We start from the raw sequence: 18,801 nt of genomic DNA, 5'->3' as shown, positions 1-18,801 counted from the left end.
CGCCACCCCCCCGCACCGGCACCCCTCTCCTCAGCGCTTCCCGACTTGTGTTCCGCTCAGCGGCGCAGGGGGGCGAGGGCGGCGTCCTCGGCGCGGATGCGGATGGCGAGGACGGCGGCGTTCAGCAGGCTGAAGACCGAGGCGACCTCCCACAGGCCGAGGACCATGGGCGCCACCGCGATCTCGGCCACCACGAGCGTGTAGTTCGGGTGGCGGATCCAGCGGAACGGGCCGCGGGCCACCAGCGGTTCGTCGAGCACGATGATCCGCGTCGTCCAGCGCCGCCCGAGCGAGGCGAGGATCCAGAGGCGGAACAGCTGCAGCAGGGCGAAGGCGGCGAGCCAGGGCAGGCTCACCGGGTTGTCGTGGCCGAACACCGCGATGGCCAGCAGCCAGGCAGTGTGCAGCGCGACGATCAGCGGATAATGCGCCGTCCCGTGCTCGGTCGCGCCGCGGGCCAGCAGGCGGGCCGTGTTGGCCCGTGCGATCGCCAGCTCGGACAGGCGCTGCAGCAGGAGGAAGGCGAGGAAGATCCAAGCGGCGGTCATGTCACGCGCAGCGGCAGGAACGAGGCGGTGAAGCCGGGGCCGAGGGCGGCCAGCATCATCTGCCCCGTCTCCCGTGCCTTCAGCACCCGTTCGAGGACGAACAGGACGGTCGGCGCCGACATGTTGCCGCTGGCGCGCAGGGTCGCACGTTCGTGGTCCAGCGCGCCGTCGTGCAGGTCCAGCGCGGGCTCCAGCGCCTCCAGCACCTTCGTGCCGCCCGGATGCGCCACGATGCGGTCGAGCGCGCCGATCTCCATGCCGCCGGCCTTCAGCGCCGCGTCTGTCGCGGCGCGGAAGTTGTCGGTGGCGAACTGCGGGATCGAGCGGTCGAAGATCACCGAGAGCCCGTCGGGCTCGACCGCCCATCCCATGATGTCGAGCGTGTCGGGCCAGCGGTGTTCGACCCCGCGTCCGAACTCGGGCGCGCCGTAGGCCGCGTCGGTGGACAGCACCGCCGCGGCGGCGCCGTCGCCGAACAGGACGGTGGCGATGATGTCGGCCTTTCTGAGCCGGTCGGTGCGGAACGAAAGGGTGCAGCATTCGACCGACACCATCAGCACCTTCACCCCCGGATCGGCGGCGGCGAGCGCCCGCGCGGTGGCGAGCCCGGTCACGCCCCCCGCGCAGCCGAGCCCGAAGACCGGGACCCGGCGGACGTCGTCGCGGAACCCCATCTCCTTCGCCGCCCGCGCTTCCAGCGTGGGGGTGGCGAGGCCGGTCGAGGACACGGTGACGACGACATCGACGTCGCGCGCGTCGAGACCGGCGTCGGCCAGCGCCCTGCGCGCGGCCTCGGCGAACAGCCCCGTGGCGCCCTCGAGGTAGAGCGCGTTCCGCTCGGGCCAGTCGCGGGGTTCGGCGAACCAGTCGAGGGGCGCGACCGAATAGCGGCAGTCGACGCCGGCGGTGGTGAAGGCCGGGACCAGCTTCTCGAACTGCGGGAACTTCGGCGCGAGGATCCGGCGGGCTTCGGCCAGCACCTCGTCCTGGGGCAGGGCGTGGGGCGGCAGGGCCGTGGCGAGGCCGAGCAGGCGCACGGCGGTGGGTTTGGGTATGGGCACGGATGATCCAGACTGTGCCGCCAACGGTGGCGGCGGGTTACGACACTGTGGGAACAAGCCGCTGGTCCCGCGATCGTTCCCGGCAGGACATAGCGCCGCTGCGTCGCGCGGCCACGATTGCCTCTCGATCCAGCCGCCTGCATTGCCTATACCGGACGGAAGATTTTCAACCCAAGCAGGAGCACCGCAGATGTCCTCGCGCCTTTCGCCCATCGACACGGCCAAGTTCGTGGCCGCCAAGCGCGCCTGCGACTTCGTCGAGGACGGGATGCGCGTGGGGCTCGGCACCGGCTCGACCGCGGCCTGGCTGGTGCGCTGCCTCGGCGAGATGGTGACGGAGGACGGGCTGCGGATCACCGGCGTGCCGACCTCGGCGCGCACGGCCGAGCTGGCGCGGCGCGTGGGCATCAAGGTTGTCAGCCTCGACGAGGCGAAGTGGCTCGACGTGACGATCGACGGCGCCGACGAGTTCGACGGCGAGCTTAACCTGATCAAGGGCGGCGGCGGTGCGCTCCTGCAGGAGAAGATCGTTGCGACGGCCAGCGACAAGATGGTGGTGATCGCCGACCAGACGAAGCAGGTGCAGTGCCTCGGCGCCTTCCCGCTGCCGCTCGAGGTGGTGCCCTTCGGCTGGCGCACGACCAAGGCGCTGGTCGAGGAAACGCTGGCGGCGCTCGACGTGCTGGGGGACCACGGCACGCTCCGCCAGATGGGCGACGCGCCCTATGTCACGGACGAGGGCAATTACATCCTCGATCTGCACCTCAAGCGGATCGGCGATGCCCGGCAGCTGGCGCTGGTCATCAACCAGATCCCGGGGGTGGTCGAGAACGGGCTATTCATCGACATCTGCGACATCGTAGTGATCGGCCACGGCGACGGGCGGGTTGAGGTGAAGGACGTCAACACAGGCGTCACCCGCGAGGACCGGATCGAGTTCATGGAGAATGACAACCTGTTCCGCGACCTCGGCGACTGAAGGGCGCGCCACCGCGGACCGTCAGGACCGGAGACCCCGGGAAAATGTGGGGAAAGTGCGATTCCGGCGGCGCGACCTGCGGTCGCGGCCACCAGAATTGCAGGCATCGTGACAGCCTAATGGGGTGCCCGGCGCGGCGGGCCGGGGGGCAGGGGCCCCCCCGGACCGCCGAGCGTCCCGCCGAAATCACATCGCGTACATGTAGATGTAGGTCGCCGGTGCGCCCTTGGCGGAGTCGTAGTAGCCGTCGTGCTCGGCCGCCGTGCGGGCCTGCTCGTGGGCCTTGTCCATGGCTTCCAGGAACTCTTCCTGGCTCACCATGTCGTCGCCGTTCTGGTCCATCCCGTCGAAGGTCTTGCCGGCAAGATCCTCGTCGTATTCATAGGCCTGCGACCGGCTGCCGTACTCCTCCTTGCTGAGCGTGCCGCTGCGGTCGGCGTCGGTCATGCGGAAGGTGTTGCCGGACTGGGCCATGAACTCCTCCCCGGTCATCTTGGACCCCTCGGCCGTGGCGTCCTGCCCGGTGTTCGAGACGTCCTCGCCGCTCCAGCCCTTGGCGCTGTCGCCCGACCAGGCCTGCGCGTCCTTCCAGTGTTCGCTGACCGAGGTCTGGTATTCCTTGGCGCTGATGTCGCCGCTCTGGTCGGTGTCGAGCCGGGCGAAGGCGTCGTCGGTGCTGCCGGACATCGCCTGCCGGATCGCGGCCGACGTCTCCATGCAGTTCGTCAGTTCGTCACGGTCGATGGAGCCGTCCGCGTTGGCGTCGATGCTCTTGTAGGCGGCCTTGCCAAGGGCCGCGGCCTCGTCCTGCGAGATCATGCCGTCGCCGTTCTCGTCGGCCGGATAGAAGGCACGGTCGCAATACCCGGCAATCTCGCCATTGTCGGCAGAGGCGGTGTCCGAGGTCTGCGCAAGGGCCGGCGCGGCGGCCAGCATGAGGGCGACGGCGGAGGTAAACGTACGGGTCAAAGCGTATCCTTTCGTAAAGACTTTCGTTGCTGGAAAAACCGGGGGGCCGGGCGGAATGTTCCGACATTCCTCGTATCCCGCCCTCTGCGCGGACCCGCGGCGGGCGGCGCTCTGGTCAAGCAGGGTGACTTATGGGATACCTCGGCGGCGCGGCTGAAAGGATGACGGCTCATGGATTTCGACTTCGACCTCTTCGTGATCGGCGGCGGCTCGGGCGGCGTCAGGGCGGCGCGGATCGCGGCGGCGGAAGGCGGTGCGAAGGTCGGGCTGGCCGAGGAAAGCCGGATGGGCGGCACCTGCGTGATCCGCGGATGCGTGCCGAAGAAGCTGATGGTCTTCGCCTCGGAGTTCGCCGAGGCGGTCGACCAGGGCCGCGCCTATGGCTGGGACCTGGAGAACCGCGGCTTCGACTGGAAGAAGTTCCACCCCCACCTGCGGGAGGAGCTGGACCGGCTGGAGAACATCTATCGCACCAACCTCGAGAAGGCGGGGGTGAAGCTGTTCGATGCCCGCGCGACGCTGGCCGATCCCCACACCGTGAAGCTTGCGACCGGCGAAAGCGTCACCGCCAAGCACATCCTTATCGCGACCGGCGGGCATCCCCATGTGCCGGAGTTTCCGGGCTCGGAGCTCGCCTGCACCTCCGACGACATGTTCCTGATGGAGGAGCTGCCGAAATCGCTGCTGATCGTCGGCGCGGGTTACATCGGCTGCGAATTCGCCTGCATGATGAACGGTCTCGGCGTCGAGGTGTCGATGATGCACCGCGGCGCCATGATCCTGCGCGGCTTCGACGAGGAGGTGGCGGGCCACATCTGCGAGCAGATGGGCGACAGCGGCATCGACATGCACCTCGGCTGCTCGGTGATGTCGATGGAGAAGACGGACGGGGGCATCTTCGTCAAGGCGACGAACGGCAAGGACCGCACATATGACCGGGTGCTCTATGCCACGGGGCGCAAGCCCAACAGCGCCGGGCTGGGGCTGGAGGAAATCGGCGTGCGGACGCTGAAGCATGGTGCCATCGAGGTGAACGAGTGGTCGCAGACCAGCGTGCCTTCGATCTATGCCATCGGCGACGTGACCGACCGCGTGGCGCTGACGCCGGTGGCGATCCGCGAGGGGCACGCCTTCGCCGACACCGTCTTCGGCGGCAGGAAGCGGAAGATGGAGTATGCCTGCATCCCTTCGGCCGTCTTCACCCAGCCCGAGATGGGCACGGTGGGCCTGACCGAGGAGCAAGCGATGCAGGATTTCGAGATCGAGGTCTACGCCACCGCCTTCCGGCCCATGAAGACAGCCTTCATCAAGCGGCCCGAGAGGGTGCTGTTCAAGCTGATCGTCGACGCCGACACGCGGCGGGTCCTCGGCTGCCACATCGTCGCGGACGGGGCGGGCGAGCTGATCCAGCTGGCGGCGATCGCGGTGAAGATGGGGGCGACGAAGGAGGATTTCGACGCCACGGTGGCGGTGCATCCGACCATCGCCGAAGAGCTGGTGACGATGCGCACGCCGGTGCGCCGCAGCTGACCCTCCGCACCCCCGGAAGAAGGGGGTCGGGTGAGGCAGCGCGTCCCACCCCGCGGCGCTTGAATTCGACGGGCAAATGCACAGTTACGACGGACACTGACCAACAAAAGGGAAACGACCTAGATGGCCAGCAACAATGGCGGACCCTGGGGCAGCGGCCCCCGGGGCGGCGGCGGCAACAACGGAGACGACGGCGACAGGCGGCCACCGCGGCGGCCCGGGGAGGGCCCCCAGATTCCCGAGATCGACGATCTGGTCCGCAAGGGGCAGGAACGGCTGAAGGTGCTGATGGGCGGGCGCGGCGGTCCGCGCGGCCCGATGAACGGCGGCTCCGGCGGCCCGGGCGGTCCCGGCATCTCGCGCGGGACGATCGGAATCGCGGCACTGGCGGTCGTGGGCCTCTGGGTGTTCTCCAGCTTCTACACCGTCAAGCCGGAAGAGCAGTCGGTCGAGCTGTTCCTCGGCAAGTATTCGTCGACGGGCAGCCCGGGCCTGAACTTCGCACCGTGGCCCCTGGTGACCGCCGAGGTGCTGCCGGTCACGCGCGAGCAGACCGAGGTGATCGGCGCGGGCAACTCGGGCGGACGCTCCGACGAGGGGCTGATGCTGACGACGGACGAGAACATCGTGGACATCGACTTCGAGGTCGTCTGGAACATCAACGATCCCGCCAAGTTCCTGTTCAACCTGCGCGACGCGCGCCAGACGATCCGCGCCGTGTCGGAGTCCGCCATGCGCGAGGTGATCGCCCGGAGCGAGCTGGCGCCGATCCTGAACCGCGACCGCGACCTGATCGCCGATACCGTGCGCCAGCTGATCCAGGATACTCTCGACAGCTACGACTCCGGCGTGAACATCGTCCGCCTGAACCTCGACAAGGCCGACCCCCCGCGCGAGGTGATCGACGCCTTCCGCGAGGTGCAGGCGGCCGAGCAGAAGCGCGACACGCTCCAGCGGCAGGCCGACGCCTATGCCAACCAGGCGCTTGCCGGCGCCCGCGGCGAGGCGGCGCAGCTTCTGGAAGAGGCCGAGGGCTATCGCGCGCAGGTCGTGAACGAGGCGCAGGGTGAGGCGAGCCGCTTCAGCTCGGTCCTGACGGAATACGAGAAGGCGCCGGAGGTGACGCGCAAGCGTCTCTATCTCGAGACCATGGAGGACGTTCTGGGCCGTGTCGACAAGATCATCCTCGACGGCGAGGCCGGGGGGGCCAACGGTGTCGTGCCCTACCTGCCGCTGAACGAGCTCAGGAACGCGCCGCCGGTGCGGACCCCGGGCAACGGAGGAACCAACTGATGAAGAAATCCGCATTCATCCTGCCCGTGGCCGTGGTGCTGGGCGCCGTCGCGCTGTCCTCCGTCTTCATCGTGGACGAGCGCGAGAAGGCGCTGGTGCTCCAGTTCGGCCAGATCAAGGCGGTGAAGGAAGAACCGGGTCTGGCGTTCAAGATCCCGTTCATCCAGGACGTCGTCTATTACGACGACCGGATCCTGTCGCTCGACACCGACCCGATCGAGGTCACGCCGAGCGACGACCGCCGCCTGGTGGTCGATGCCTTCGCCCGCTACCGCATCGCCGACGTGGTGCAGTTCCGCCAGGCCGTGGGTGTGGGCGGCGAACGGGCGGCCGAGGACCGGCTGGCCGGGATCATCAATCCGCAGATCCGCGCGGTGCTGGGTTCGGACGGCGTGACCTCGAACACCATCCTGTCGTCGGACCGGGCCACGCTGATGGCGCGGATCACCCAGCAGGCGCGCACCCGCGCCGCCCCGCTGGGGCTGGAGGTGCTGGACGTGCGCCTGAAGCAGACCGCGCTGCCCGAGCAGAACCTCGACGCCACCTTCGCGCGGATGCGCGCGGAGCGCGAGCGCGAGGCGGCCGACGAGATCGCCCGCGGCGAGGAGGCGGCGCAGCGGGTCCGCGCCCAGGCCGACCGCACGGTGGTCGAACTGGTGTCGGAAGCCACCCGCGACGCGGAAGTCACCCGAGGCGAGGCCGATGCCGAGCGCAACCGGATCTTCGCCGAGGCATTCGGCAAGGACGAGGAGTTCTTCGAGTTCTACCGCTCGCTGACCGCCTACCAGCGCTCGCTCCAAGGCCAGAACTCGACCATGGTGATGTCGCCGGACGGGGAGTTCTTCGAATACCTGCGCTCGACCCAGCCGCGGGGCACCGCGGCACCGTCCGGGGATGGCGCTGCGGCCCAGCCGCAAGGCGGCACGGCGACGCCCGCGCCGGACAGCGGGGGCTCGGCCTCGGCGGCGCCGTCGGGGTCGGCTCCGGCGGTCGACGACACCGCCGCGGGCGATGCGGCAGAGCCCGCCGACGATCAGGCGGCCTCCGCGGCCCCGGGCAGCGATGCCACCGGGGCGGCAGACGGTGGCGCGGCCACGCCGGAGACGGCCGACGCCTCCGCCGCCCCGGCCGCGCCCGCCAACCCCTAAGCGGCGATGGGTCTGCTGCTGGTGGCCCTCGGTCTGGTGTTCTGTCTGGAGGGGCTGGTGTTCGCACTGGCCCCTTCGCGCCTTCAGGACCTGCTGGCCGCCCTCGCGCGGCTGGAGCCGGAGCAGCGGCGGATGCTGGGCCTCGCCGCGCTGGCGCTGGGCGTGGCGCTTGTCTGGCTGGGCCGCGCGGTGGGCGGCTGACCCCGCGCCGTTCACGCGCTGTTGACGATCGGCGATATCTGTTGGCGTTGCGGCTTGCAGGGCGTATCTACAGACTACATCGAAAGGGAAGGCGGGTCCGCGGCCCCGGACCGGCCGCTTTCCGTCCCCCATGCTGGAGGAGCATCACGTGACATCTCGCACATCGACCCTTGCACGGACCCGCGAACGGCCCGCCGAGACGGCGCTGAAGGCGCTCTGGGCGCTGTTCTTCGGTCTCGCGCTGATCCTTGCGCAGACGCTGGGCGCCCACGCCCGCGCCGCGCCCGAAAGCTTTGCCGACCTGGCCGAGCAGATCAGCCCCTCGGTGGTGAACATCACCACGACGACGACCGTCGCCGCCCGCTCGGGGCCCGGGGCGATCGTGCCCGAGGGTTCGCCGTTCGAGGATTTCTTCCGCGAGTTCAACGACCGCAACGGACAGGGCGGCCGCAACACGCCGCGCCGCAGCCAGGCGCTGGGGTCGGGCTTCGTGATTTCCGAGGACGGGTACCTCGTGACGAACAACCACGTCATCGAGGGCGCGGACGAGATCCAGATCGAGTTCTTCTCGGGCAAGACCCTGGACGCGACGCTGGTCGGCACCGATCCGAACACCGACATCGCGCTCCTGAAGGTCGAGGCGGACGGCCCGCTGCCCTTCGTCAACTTCGGCGACAGCAACCTGATGCGCACCGGCGACTGGGTGATGGCCATGGGCAACCCGCTGGGCCAGGGCTTCTCGATCTCGGCCGGGATCGTCTCGGCCAGGAACCGCGCACTGTCGGGCACCTATGACGACTACATCCAGACCGACGCCGCGATCAACCGCGGCAACTCGGGCGGGCCGCTGTTCAACATGGACGGCGAGGTGATCGGCGTGAACACCGCGATCCTGTCGCCGAACGGCGGCTCCATCGGCATCGGCTTCGCCATGTCCAGCAACGTCGTCAGCAAGGTCGTGGCGCAGCTGAAGGAGTTCGGCGAGACCCGCCGCGGCTGGCTGGGCGTCCGCATCCAGGACGTGAGCCCCGACATCGCCGAGAGCATGGGGCTGGAGAAGGCCACGGGCGCGCTGGTGACGGACGTGCCGGACGGACCCGCGAAGGACGCCGGCATGAAGTCGGGCGACGTCATCATGTCCTTCGACGGCGTCGACGTGCCCGACACCCGCAGCCTGGTGCGCACCGTGGGCAACACGAGCGTGGGCAAGACCGTGCGCGTGGTCGTCTACCGCGACGGCAAGACCGAGACGCTGAGGATCACGCTCGGCCGCCGCGAAGAGGCGGAAAGCGCGCGTCCGGCCGCGGTCGAGACCCCCGCCGACCCGGCGACGAGCGAGATGCTGGGCCTGACCGTGTCGGAGATGACCGAGGAACTGAGGAGCGAGCTGAAGCTCGGCGACGCGGCCGAGGGTCTGGTCGTGACCGACGTGGCGGGCGACAGCGAGGCCTACGAGAAGAACATCCGCGCGGGCGACGTCATCACCGAGGCCGGTCAGCAAAAGGTGTCCGTCCCGCAGGACCTGGAGGACCGCATCGCCGAGGCGAAGGAGGGCGGGCGCAAGTCCCTGCTGCTTCTCGTGCGCCGCGAGGGCGAGCCGCGCTTCGTGGCGCTGACGCTGGACTAGTCCCTCCCTCGAAGACGGAAATGACGGGGGCGCCTTCCGGGGCGCCCCTTTGCTTTATGCCCGAGCGGATATGTGGTGCGGGCGAAACCTCCAGCCCCAAGTGGGGTGCCGGTTTCCTCAAGGAAACCGGTCCATTTTTCTTGAGAAAAATGGCGCAGGATGGAGAGGTCGGTCCGCGCGGGTGCCTGATCCCGCGCTATCTCCGATGATCGGGAGCCGGTTTCCTTGAGGAAACCGGACCATTTTCCTTCAGGAAAATGGCCTGGCACCGGAGTGGCGGGACGGCAGGGGCGACCGTGGACCGGCACCCGGCGGATCGACGGGGGCGCGGGACATGACCGGCGGAACGCCTCCGGCGGGAGTATTTGAGGCAAAGAAGAAACACGGCAGCCGGGGGCGGGCGCCGGTCAGCCCTCGATAGCCTCTTCCTCGGTATAGACGGCGAGGCCCAGGCGCTTGGCGCCGGCGAGGCTCAGCGCCGAGGCGTTCAGGCCCTGTTGTCCCTGGTAGCGGCGCACCGCGGCGCGTGTGGCGGCGTCCATCTCGCCCGTCACGGCGCCCGTGTAGTGTCCCCGTACCTGCAGGGCGCGCTGGAGGCTCGCGATGAAGGCCGGGGTCTGCTCGTGCGCGCAGACGGTCTGCAGGACGATCTCGCGGCGGTCCTGCAGGATGCGGGTTTCGGTCACGGTCTCGTAGCGGGCAGGCGCGTCCGCCTCCGCGGCAGCGGAGGAGGCATCCGGGGCGGCCAGGATGTGCTCGGTCCGGGTCTCGACCACGGCGGGGATGGTCACCGTGTCGAAACAGCCGGTGGCGGCGTCGCCGGTCGCCTCGGCCGCTTCCGCGGGGGCGATCTGGGGCTCGACGAACCGCGCGACATCGGGCGCCGAGGCGACGCAGCCCGCGAGAAGCGCAGGCAGCCACAGGGCGCAGGTTGCGCGGGCGGTGCGGGTCTTCGACATTCTGCTCGCGGCCTCTGACGGGTCGTTCCCCGGAATCCTAGCCGATCGGCTGTCCCCGCGGAAGCCGGAGGTCGATACGGCGGAACAGCGCAGGATTGTTTTGCCATTTCTGCCACAACCCGCCTATCCTCCCGACTTGAGGGAGGAGACGATCATGGGAATTTTCAAGAGCCCTTTCAGCCCCTTGGCGCTGAAGGAGCAGACGATCACCGAGCGGGTGTTCGAGGGGCTGGCCGGTCGTCCGCAGGACGACGTGGTGCTGATCGACGGGCCGAGCGGCGAGACGATGCAGGCCGGAGCCTTCGTCGACAGCGTGAAGCGGCTGGCCGGGGGACTTTCCGCCGCTGGCTTCGGCGCGGGGCAGGTGGTGGCGCTGATGGCGCCGAACATGCCCGCCTTCGGCGTGGTGAAGCACGGTGCGCTCTGGGCCGGGGGGACGGTGACGACGATCAACCCCGCTTACACCGCGCGCGAGGTCGCCCACCAGCTGCAGGATGCCGGGGCCGACATCCTGTTCACCACCGCGGCCTTCATCGACACGGCGCGGGCGGCGGCGGAGGGCAGCGGGGTGCGGCGGGTGGTCGTGATGGACGGGGAGGGGCCGGATGCCATGGCGGCGCTGATGGGCGATCCGCTGGAGGCGCAGGTGCCGGTGGACCTCGACTCCCACGTGGCGATGATGCCCTATTCCTCGGGCACGACCGGGCTGCCGAAGGGCGTGATGCTGAGCCATCGCAACCTCGTGGCCAACGTCGACCAGTGCATCGCCATGGGCGTGATCCGGCCGGGCGACGTGACGCCCTGTTTCCTGCCGTTCTTCCACATCTACGGGATGCAGGTGCAGTTGAACATGTTCCTCGCCGGGGGCGGCACGCTGGTCACCCTGCCGCGGTTCGACCTCGAGATGTTCCTGAGGCTCGCGCAGGAGCACCGGGCGCGCTCGCTCTTCATCGTTCCGCCGGTGGGGCTGGCGCTGGCCAAGCATCCGCTGGTCGACCGGTTCGACCTCGCCTCGGTCGAGATCCTGATGTCCGGCGCGGCGCCGCTCAGCGGCGAGATCACGGCAGCGGTGTCGCAGCGGCTGGGCTGCGACGCGTTCCAGGGCTACGGCATGTCCGAGACCTCGCCGGTGACGCTGATCAACGTGCCGGGGAAGTCGGTCAGCGGGTCGGTCGGCGTCCTCGTGCCCTCGACCGAGGGGCGGATCGTGGACGTGGAGAGCGGCGCCGACCTCGGGCCCGGGGAGGACGGTGAGCTGTGGGTGCGGGGACCGCAGGTGATGATCGGCTACCTGAACAACGATGCCGCGACGGCCGCGACCATGCCGGGCGAGGGATGGTTGCGCACCGGCGACATCGGCCATGTGGACGCGGAGGGGAACGTCTTCATCTCCGACCGGCTGAAGGAGCTGATCAAGTGCAAGGGCTTCCAGGTGGCCCCGGCCGAGCTGGAGGCGGAGCTGCTGAGCCATCCCGCGATCGTGGATGCGGCGGTGATCGGACGCCCGGACGACGAGGCGGGCGAGGTGCCGGTGGCCTTCGTCGTGCTCGCCCCGGGGCAGGGCCTGAGCGAGGCCGAGGTGCAGGCCCATGTCGCGGGTAGGCTGGCGAGCTACAAGCACCTGCGCGCGGTGAGCTTCGTCGAGTCGGTGCCGAAGTCGGCCTCGGGCAAGATCCTGCGGCGGCTGCTGCGGGACGCGTGAGCGTTCAGGCGGCGGCGAGGCGAAGGGCCTTCCGGCGCGGCTGGCCGAGGCGGGGGGGCAGCCGCCCGGCCAGCGCATAGGCCGCGAGGAGGCCGAGGCCCGAGGCCAGGAACACACCCGCGACCGGCGCCACCGCCAGCACCGCCCAGGCGGCGGCGGGGGTGGCGATGCCCGAGACGTCGCGGAAGGTGGAATAGACGGCGGACATCTCGGTGCGCTCCGCCGGGCGCACGGCCAGGAGGAACGGCAGGCCGGCCGAGATGTCGAGCAGGATGAGGAAGCCCGACCCCGCCAGCAGGGCGAGGACGGTGATCCAGGGCAGGGAGGCGGCGAGGGCCGCGCCGCTGAACAGGAGCCCTGCGGCAAGGAAGCCGGTGCGGATCGCCCGGCGCAGCGAGCGGCGCTGGACCCAGCGCAGCATCAGCGGGGTCAGGAACAGGGTGCCGTTGGTGACCGACAGCACGATCCCGCCCAGCCGGTCGCCGAGGCCGCTCTCGATGGCGAAGATCGGCAGGTAGACGACATAGACCCACCAGCCGCAGGAGCGGATCACGGCAAAGAGCCAGCCCGCCACCAGCCGCGGCTGCGCCGCGAAGCGGGGCAGGTAGGCCAGCGGGTTGGCCGGGGGGCGGCGCGACCGGGTGATGAGCTTGCCGTTGCCGAGGCGCAGGACCAGGAACACCGTCGCCATGGCAAGCGCCGCCGCCGCGGCGACGAGGAACGGCGCGGGCGCCCAGGCCTTCAGCAGGAAGACCCCGAGGGCCGGGCCGACCGTCCAGCCGAGGGCGCTGTAGAACATCCGCGAGGTCTCGCATTTCCCGAGATCGGCGCGGGCGATGTAGTCGAGCACGTAGGCGTTGAAGCACACGAAGCAGGTGACGGTGGCCGCGGTGGTGCAGAGAAGGCCGGCGATCAGCGCCGCGGCGCTGCCCTGGATCGCGAGGAAGGCGCCGGTGGCATAGAGCAGGCAGCCGAAGATGTAGACGAAGCGGCGCGGCACGAAGCGCGAGATCCAGGGCACCAGCAGGCCCGAGGCGAGCGAGGCGAGGCCGACCGCGAAATAGACCGCCGAGACCAGGGCGGCATCGCCGAGCGCCTTGAAGACGGCCAGCGGATAGACCGAGATCAGGATGCCCCGGGCCACGGCCTCGATCCCCGCGAGGGTCGCGAAGCCGCGCACGCCGGGGGTGGGGGGGTGGCGGAGCCATTCGGGGATATAGCGCTGGTGCATGGTCGGATCTCTTCGGCTGTGCGCCTTGTGCCGCAGGACGTGTGGGAATGATGTGCCGGCGGCGACATGCCGTCGCTTTTTCGGGCAATTCGCGAAGATCATCCGCCCCGTGTCTGCGCCCGGCGGAACGGAGTTTGGGAAACTCCGCCGCCGCGCCGCGGAGAGCGCGGGGTGACGGCCCCGGTCGGGAGAAGCCCCGGCGTCGCGCCCCCGTTTCGCGCCACCGCGTCGGGGGGGACGATCGCTCCATCTTTGCTTTCCAAATATCCCGGGGAGCGCGAGGGGCTGGCCCCTCGCTCCTGTCCTCCCGATCCGCGCAGGGGTCGGGGCGGCGTGCGGCGGCCGCGCGCCCTTCGGGGAGGCGGAAGCGCGGGTCGAGGAGGCGGAGCCTCCGGCGGGGATATTTAGGAAGCAAAGATGGGTGGTGCGGGCGCAGGGCGGCGCGGGTCGCCGGATGCGCGGGGTCGATCCGGCCAAGGGAGGTACCCGACCCGAGAAACGGCACCGCGCGGGATGCGGTGCCGTTCCGAAGATCGCGTCAGAAGTTCAGCGAGATGTCGCGGTGGATCGAGTTGCAGGAGGCGATGAACAGGGCCTGTTCGTGGGGCAGGCGGGGCTGCTGGCGCAGGCCGATCGTGCCCTTGATGGCCTCGTCGTAGGCCATCAGTTCGGGCAGCAGGTCGCTCCGGGCGCGGCTGCGCCAGTCGAGTTCGCTCCGGAACAGCGCCTGTGCCTCGGCGAGGTACTCCGCGGCCTTCTCCGGGTCGGGGGAGCGGGCGTCGATCTCGCGCCGCGCGTCCGCCAGCAGCCCGCGGATGTCGCCCGCGCCCGCCACCTCGCCGAACTGGCGTTCCACCTCCTTGAACCGCTCGTCCGCCATGTCGCGGTCCATCGACGGCGCGTCGGCGGCGAGCTGGCTCAGCGGCTCCGCCAGCTGCGCGAGGGCGTCGCGGGCCTCGATCACGGAGATCAGCCCGACCAGCGGCTCATAGGCTTGGTCCACCGTCCGGCGGTAGGTGGTGCGGGTGCTCCGGTCCTCCGAGGTGATCCTGTTGTAGGCCGCCTGGGTGTCGGTCCAGGTCCCGGGGATCTGGGCGAGCAGCGCGTCGTGCTCGGCCTCAAGCCGGTCGTAGCGGGCCTGCAGCGCCTCGGTGTCGCCGAAGCCGCGGCGGATGCGAGTTTCGAGCTCGGAGAGCTGCACCTCGATCCGGCGGGCGTCGCGCTGGATGGCGCGGACGATCCGGTGTTCGGGGCGGTAGTCCACCGCGCCTTCGGCGAGTCGGCGCTTGATGTCCTGGATCTCGGCCATCAGCGTGAAGGACTCCCCGGCCTTCTCGACGCCCTCCTGGAAGTCCTCGCGCAGATCCTCGGGAAGATAGGAGAGGTCGAGCGCGGCGGCGCGGTCGACGGCGGCCTTGATCTCGGTCCCGCGCTCGTCGAAGGCGTGGGCGACCCAGTTCTCGACGCAGTGCTGCAGCGCCGGGTTCACCGGCGGCGGCGCGGTTTCGGCGGTGAGCGAGCTTCGCGCGGGCAGGTAGTTCACCAGCGGCGGGTAGAAGGCGACGATCACCAGCGCGAGGAGCTGGAGGCAGATGAAGGACACGACGCCCTTGTAGATCTGGATCGTCCTGACCGCCGCCGGGGCCACGCCGCGCAGGTAGAACAGCGCGAAGCCGAAGGGCGGCGTCAGGAACGAGGTCTGGATGTTCAGACCGATCATCACGCCGAGCCAGACGGCCGAGACGTTCGCCTCGGGGTCGGCCAGAAGGATCGGCGAGACGATGGGCACCACGACCACGGCGATCTCGATGAAGTCGAGGAAGAAGCCGAGGACGAAGATCACCGCCATGACGATCACGAACTTGGTCCAGAAGCCGCCCGGCAGGCCTTCGAGGAAGTGCTTGACCAGCTCTTCTCCCCCGAAGGAGCGGAAGGCGGCGGTCAGCATCGCGGCGCCGAGCAGGATGATGAAGACGAGCGAGGTGGTCTTCGCCGTCTCGACCATCACGCCGGTCAGGGCGTCGTCGGTGACGAAGGCGCGGTAGCCGCTCCAGGCGATGGAGACGACCAGCAGCAGCACCGCGACGACGGCCAGCTGGACGCCGAACCAGTCATCCGCGCTCTGGATGTTCTGGACGTTGGTGTCGTAGGTCGAGAGCACGAAGACGAGCAGCGCCATGGCGGTCAGCGCGAGGATCGCCGGGACGTATCGCAGTCGACCGCCGGGATGCAGGCGGTAGCCGGCCATGATCATCGCGCCGACGGCACCGATGGCCCCCGCCTGGTTCACCGTGGCGATGCCGCCGATGATCGAGCCGAGGACGAGGATGATCAGCGCCAGCGGCGGCACCATGGCGAGGAACACCTTGCCGAGGAAGCGCAGGTCGTACTTCCCCTCGTAGGGGACGGCCGGGGCCAGTTTCGGGAACAGCACGGCCACGGCGAGGATGAACAGGATGTAGATGCCGACGAGCAGCAGGCCCGGCACCAGCGCGCCGAGGAACATGTCGCCCGCGCTGGTCGAGACCACGGCGTATTCCGAGGGCATCACGATCTCGCCGGTGACAGCCTTGTAGAGCTCCTGCCGGGTCTGGCCGGCCTGGTCGACGGCGGAGGCCAGCTGGTCGGCCAGGATGATGAGCACGATCGAGGGCGGGATGATCTGGCCGAGCGTGCCGGAGGCGGCAATGATCCCCGACGACAGCGGGTTGGAATAGCCGTTCCGCATCATCGCGGGCAGCGAGATCAGGCCCATGGCGACGACGGTCGCGCCGACGATGCCGGTGGTGGCGGCAAGCAGCGCGCCCACCACGACGACCGAGATGCCGAGGCCGCCCGGCACCGGGCCGAAGAGCTGGGCCATCGTGACCAGCAGGTCCTCGGCGATCTTCGAGCGCTGGAGCATGATGCCCATGAAGATGAACAGCGGGATCGCGATCAGCGTGTCGCGTTCGGGTTCCCAGTAGACCCCCCGCAGGTTCGTCACCCCCGCCGAAAGCCATTGCGAGGGGCCTCCGGAGGCGAAGTAGGCGTCGGTGCCGCCGCCGAAGAAGTAGCCCGCGATGGCGGCCAGCAGCACGGTGATGATCGCCGAGCCGGGCAGGGCGAAGGCGACGGGATAGCCCGAGCCGAGCGCGAAGGCCATCAGCCCGATCAACAGGAGGAGGAAGAAGAGTTCCATGCGCGGCGTCCCCGGCTGTGGTTAAAGGGCTTCGGCGTGCGTCTCGCGCGCGCCCGGCTCGCCGCGCCTGTCGGCGACGCCCTCGAAGAACTGGGCGACGAACTGGATCATCATCGTCACCGCGAACACGCCGAGGAACCCGGCCATGAAGTATTTCACGAACAGCCCGAAGCCCGACTGCGTGATCTCGTAGACCAGGATCGGGCCGACGATGATGCTGGAGGAGGAGCCGAAGCCGATGATCAGGATCGTCCAGCAGAGCAGCATCCCGAGGCAGATCGCGCCCACGGCGTTGACCCGCCCCTTCGCCTCGCGCCGCATCCCGGCATAGAGCAGGTCGACCCGGACATGGCCGTCCTCGAGCAGGGTATAGGCGGAGGCGAACAGGAACAGCGCGCCGTACCAGAAGCGCACGAGGTCGGACATGAAGGCCTGTTCGTAGGAGAAGATGAAGCGGCTGAACACGATCAGCAGCTCGGCCAGCACCACCAGCAGCGACAGCCAGATGAACCCGAGGGACCGGGTGACGGCGGCGACGAGGATGCCGAGCAGGATCAGCGGCACGTGGAAATAGAGCCCGCGATAGGCGGAGCGGCCGAGGTTGCCGGCGATCTCGGGTCCGACCAGCGGGTCGAGCAGGCCGTCGATGCGCAGGAAGGACAGGACCGCGTCGCCGATGCCGACGAAGACCACCACCCAGAAGGCGGCGCGCACCAGGAAACGGTTGATCGAAGTCACCCGCGCCGCGTCGTCGCGCAGCGTCATGTCGGGCTGCCGCAGCACCATCAGCCAGGCTCCGAGCAGCGCGAGCGCCGGATAGAGCGCGCATTGCACGATGGCGGGGCCCATGTCCGGGCCGCCCGCGAAGGCCGCGGCGGCGCCCGGAAAGGCGAACCAGAATGTCAGCACCACGTTCACGAGAAAGGCGGCCATCACCGCCAGCATCATCCAACCGAAAGACCGCGCGACGATCGCGCGTGCACCTTCTGCCTGCGTCATTGCGCCTGCACTCCCCCGTCGGGCCGTTCAGCCCTCGTTACCCTTGTGCCGGGGCGGGGGCTGTGCCCGCCCCGGCAGGATCCCTGTACCTCCGGTGACGCCCCGGCACCGGCCGGGGCGCCGGTCCGTCAGATGTCGAGATAGCGGTTGCGCTTGGCGACGTAGGGCGCGTCGGAGTAGTTGCTCCAGGCGCCGACGTTCGCGCGGGCGTCGAGGAAGCTGTCGACGATCTCCTTCGCCAGCTCGCTGTGGTCGCGGGTTTCCTCGATCACCTCGGTGGCGGCGTCGCCGAAGGCCTCGTAGACGTCATCGTTGAACTCGCGCAGCTCGACGCCGTACTCGTTGATGAGCTTGTTGAGGTAGATGCCGTTGTTGTAGTTGGTCTCGGCCGCCTGCATGGCGTTCTCCTCGGCGCAGGCGACGGTGATCAGCCGCTTGTCCTGGTCCGAAAGACCGTCCCACCACGCCTTGTTCATGCCGAGGCTGACCTGGCTTCCCGGCTCGTGCATGCCCGGCCAGTAGTAGTACTTGGCGGCCTCGTAGAGCTTCAGGAAGTAGTCGTTCCACGGTCCCACCCACTCGGTCGCGTCGATGGCGCCGGAGACGAGGTTCTCGTAGATCTGGCCGCCGGGCAGCGACACGGGCGAGGCGCCGACCTTGGCCATGACGTCGCCGCCGAGGCCGGGGATGCGCATCTTCAGGCCCTTCAGGTCCTCGGGCGAGTTGATCTCCTTGTTGAACCAGCCGCCCATCTGCAGGCCGGTGTTGCCGCAGGGGATGCCCTTGATGCCGAACTCGGCGCCGATCTTGTCCAGCAAGGCCTGGCCGCCGCCGAACTTCATCCAGGCGTCCATCTCGGTATAGGTCAGGCCGAACGGCACGGCGGTGAAGGGCGCCCAGCCGGGGTGCTTGCCCTTCCAGTAGTAATCGGTGCCGCAATAGGCCTGGGCGTTGCCCGACGCGACCTCGTCGAAGCTGTCGAACGCGCCCACGCGCTCGCCCGCCGCGAAGTACTGGACCGCGATCCGGCCTTCGGTCAGTTCCTCGATCCTCTCGGCAAGGCGCTGGCCGCTGGTGCCGAGGCCGGGAAAGTCGCGGCCCCAGGTCGAGACGATGACCATGTCCTTGCGCTCCTGCGCGAGGGCCGGTGCGGCCAGCGCGGCGGATGCCACCGTGCCGCTTGCCGCGGCCTTCAGAAACTTGCGTCGTTGCATCTTCTTGTTTTCCTCCTCAGTTGGTCGTGCCCGAAGGCCCCTTCCCGTTCTATTCTGCGCGGTTGCCTGCGCATACCCCTTTCGGCGCGCCGTGCCGTCGCAGGCGCCGGCGCACGCCTTCAGGGGTCACTTCTGTTCCCGAAGGCCGCGAAAAAGTGC

At 69.3% G+C, this 18,801-nt stretch carries 15 protein-coding genes; 7 read left to right on the top strand and 8 right to left on the bottom strand.

The window, feature by feature from the left end:
- Positions 1-56 precede the first annotated feature (56 nt).
- A complete protein-coding gene (locus A7B20_RS12285) occupies positions 57-548 on the bottom strand; it encodes an isoprenylcysteine carboxyl methyltransferase family protein (RefSeq protein ID WP_102108876.1) in 492 nt (163 codons plus the stop codon).
- A complete protein-coding gene (locus A7B20_RS12280; protein ID WP_245866862.1) occupies positions 545-1,609 on the bottom strand; it encodes a type III polyketide synthase in 1,065 nt (354 codons plus the stop codon). The genes A7B20_RS12285 and A7B20_RS12280 overlap by 4 nt, the downstream gene beginning before the upstream one ends.
- A gap of 190 nt (positions 1,610-1,799) precedes the next feature.
- Between A7B20_RS12280 and rpiA the strand changes: the two genes are divergently transcribed.
- A complete protein-coding gene (gene rpiA / locus A7B20_RS12275) occupies positions 1,800-2,588 on the top strand; it encodes a ribose-5-phosphate isomerase RpiA (RefSeq protein ID WP_102108875.1) in 789 nt (262 codons plus the stop codon).
- A 186-nt stretch (positions 2,589-2,774) separates the two neighbouring features.
- On the opposite strand, the gene A7B20_RS12270 is transcribed toward rpiA, so the two are convergent.
- Positions 2,775-3,557: an EF-hand domain-containing protein gene (locus A7B20_RS12270; RefSeq protein WP_102108874.1), complete on the bottom strand. Its 783-nt coding sequence runs from the start codon at positions 3,555-3,557 to the stop codon at positions 2,775-2,777.
- Positions 3,558-3,728: 171 nt separating this feature from the next.
- On the opposite strand from A7B20_RS12270, the gene gor reads away from it, so the two are divergent.
- From gor to A7B20_RS12245, 5 genes are all read left to right on the top strand, one after another.
- The gene (gor, locus tag A7B20_RS12265; RefSeq protein ID WP_102108873.1) at positions 3,729-5,087 is read left to right on the top strand and encodes a glutathione-disulfide reductase; all 1,359 of its coding nucleotides are present in this window, start codon (positions 3,729-3,731) and stop codon (positions 5,085-5,087) included.
- A 123-nt stretch (positions 5,088-5,210) separates the two neighbouring features.
- The gene (hflK, locus tag A7B20_RS12260; protein WP_102108872.1) at positions 5,211-6,380 is read left to right on the top strand and encodes an FtsH protease activity modulator HflK; all 1,170 of its coding nucleotides are present in this window, start codon (positions 5,211-5,213) and stop codon (positions 6,378-6,380) included.
- Entirely contained in the window at positions 6,380-7,528 is a 1,149-nt protein-coding gene (hflC, locus tag A7B20_RS12255; protein ID WP_102108871.1) for a protease modulator HflC, read from the top strand. The genes hflK and hflC overlap by 1 nt, the downstream gene beginning before the upstream one ends.
- A 6-nt stretch (positions 7,529-7,534) precedes the next feature.
- Complete coding sequence (locus A7B20_RS12250) at positions 7,535-7,729, top strand: DUF2065 family protein (RefSeq protein WP_102108870.1); 195 nt, start codon at positions 7,535-7,537, stop codon at positions 7,727-7,729.
- Between the two features lie 130 nt (positions 7,730-7,859).
- Positions 7,860-9,356 (top strand): DegQ family serine endoprotease, encoded by a 1,497-nt coding sequence (locus A7B20_RS12245; RefSeq protein WP_102108869.1) that lies wholly within the window; start codon positions 7,860-7,862, stop codon positions 9,354-9,356.
- 407 nt (positions 9,357-9,763) lie between these two features.
- Here A7B20_RS12245 and A7B20_RS12240 read toward each other — a convergent pair whose 3' ends face one another.
- Positions 9,764-10,315: a peptidoglycan-binding domain-containing protein gene (locus tag A7B20_RS12240; RefSeq protein WP_102108868.1), complete on the bottom strand. Its 552-nt coding sequence runs from the start codon at positions 10,313-10,315 to the stop codon at positions 9,764-9,766.
- Positions 10,316-10,469: 154 nt separating this feature from the next.
- Here A7B20_RS12240 and A7B20_RS12235 point away from each other — a divergent pair, with 154 nt between their 5' ends.
- Positions 10,470-12,017 carry an AMP-binding protein gene (locus A7B20_RS12235; RefSeq protein WP_102108867.1) on the top strand — a complete coding sequence of 516 codons (1,548 nt, stop codon included), beginning with the start codon at positions 10,470-10,472 and terminating at the stop codon, positions 12,015-12,017.
- Between the two features lie 4 nt (positions 12,018-12,021).
- Here the strand turns inward: A7B20_RS12235 and A7B20_RS12230 are convergent, their stop codons facing one another.
- From A7B20_RS12230 to A7B20_RS12215, 4 genes are all read right to left on the bottom strand, one after another.
- The gene (locus A7B20_RS12230; protein WP_102108866.1) at positions 12,022-13,248 is read right to left on the bottom strand and encodes an MFS transporter; all 1,227 of its coding nucleotides are present in this window, start codon (positions 13,246-13,248) and stop codon (positions 12,022-12,024) included.
- Positions 13,249-13,786: 538 nt separating this feature from the next.
- On the bottom strand, positions 13,787-16,429 hold the full coding sequence (locus A7B20_RS12225) for a TRAP transporter large permease (RefSeq protein ID WP_102108865.1): 2,643 nt from the start codon (positions 16,427-16,429) through the stop codon (positions 13,787-13,789).
- A gap of 21 nt (positions 16,430-16,450) precedes the next feature.
- The gene (locus A7B20_RS12220; RefSeq protein ID WP_102108864.1) at positions 16,451-17,428 is read right to left on the bottom strand and encodes a TRAP transporter small permease subunit; all 978 of its coding nucleotides are present in this window, start codon (positions 17,426-17,428) and stop codon (positions 16,451-16,453) included.
- Between the two features lie 128 nt (positions 17,429-17,556).
- The gene (locus A7B20_RS12215) at positions 17,557-18,642 is read right to left on the bottom strand and encodes a TRAP transporter substrate-binding protein (RefSeq protein WP_102108863.1); all 1,086 of its coding nucleotides are present in this window, start codon (positions 18,640-18,642) and stop codon (positions 17,557-17,559) included.
- Between the last annotated feature and the right edge of the window lie 159 nt (positions 18,643-18,801).

The sequence above is a fragment of the Oceaniglobus roseus genome, from assembly GCF_002869745.1.
GTDB classification, from domain to species: Bacteria; Pseudomonadota; Alphaproteobacteria; order Rhodobacterales; family Rhodobacteraceae; genus Oceaniglobus; species Oceaniglobus roseus.
Note: the sequence above shows the minus strand (reverse complement) of the source record. Positions and strands in the feature narration are given on the sequence as shown.

Bases quoted from the DNA above. Each gene is read 5' to 3' on its own strand.
- A7B20_RS12285 (WP_102108876.1), bottom strand. From the start codon at position 548: ATGACCGCCGCTTGGATCTTCCTCGCCTTCCTCCTGCTGCAGCGCCTG.
- rpiA (WP_102108875.1), top strand. From the start codon at position 1,800: ATGTCCTCGCGCCTTTCGCCCATCGACACGGCCAAGTTCGTGGCCGCC.
- gor (WP_102108873.1), top strand. From the start codon at position 3,729: ATGGATTTCGACTTCGACCTCTTCGTGATCGGCGGCGGCTCGGGCGGC.
- hflK (WP_102108872.1), top strand. From the start codon at position 5,211: ATGGCCAGCAACAATGGCGGACCCTGGGGCAGCGGCCCCCGGGGCGGC.
- hflC (WP_102108871.1), top strand. From the start codon at position 6,380: ATGAAGAAATCCGCATTCATCCTGCCCGTGGCCGTGGTGCTGGGCGCC.
- A7B20_RS12250 (WP_102108870.1), top strand. From the start codon at position 7,535: ATGGGTCTGCTGCTGGTGGCCCTCGGTCTGGTGTTCTGTCTGGAGGGG.
- A7B20_RS12245 (WP_102108869.1), top strand. From the start codon at position 7,860: ATGCTGGAGGAGCATCACGTGACATCTCGCACATCGACCCTTGCACGG.
- A7B20_RS12240 (WP_102108868.1), bottom strand. From the start codon at position 10,315: ATGTCGAAGACCCGCACCGCCCGCGCAACCTGCGCCCTGTGGCTGCCT.
- A7B20_RS12235 (WP_102108867.1), top strand. From the start codon at position 10,470: ATGGGAATTTTCAAGAGCCCTTTCAGCCCCTTGGCGCTGAAGGAGCAG.
- A7B20_RS12230 (WP_102108866.1), bottom strand. From the start codon at position 13,248: ATGCACCAGCGCTATATCCCCGAATGGCTCCGCCACCCCCCCACCCCC.
- A7B20_RS12225 (WP_102108865.1), bottom strand. From the start codon at position 16,429: ATGGAACTCTTCTTCCTCCTCCTGTTGATCGGGCTGATGGCCTTCGCG.
- A7B20_RS12220 (WP_102108864.1), bottom strand. From the start codon at position 17,428: ATGACGCAGGCAGAAGGTGCACGCGCGATCGTCGCGCGGTCTTTCGGT.
- A7B20_RS12215 (WP_102108863.1), bottom strand. From the start codon at position 18,642: ATGCAACGACGCAAGTTTCTGAAGGCCGCGGCAAGCGGCACGGTGGCA.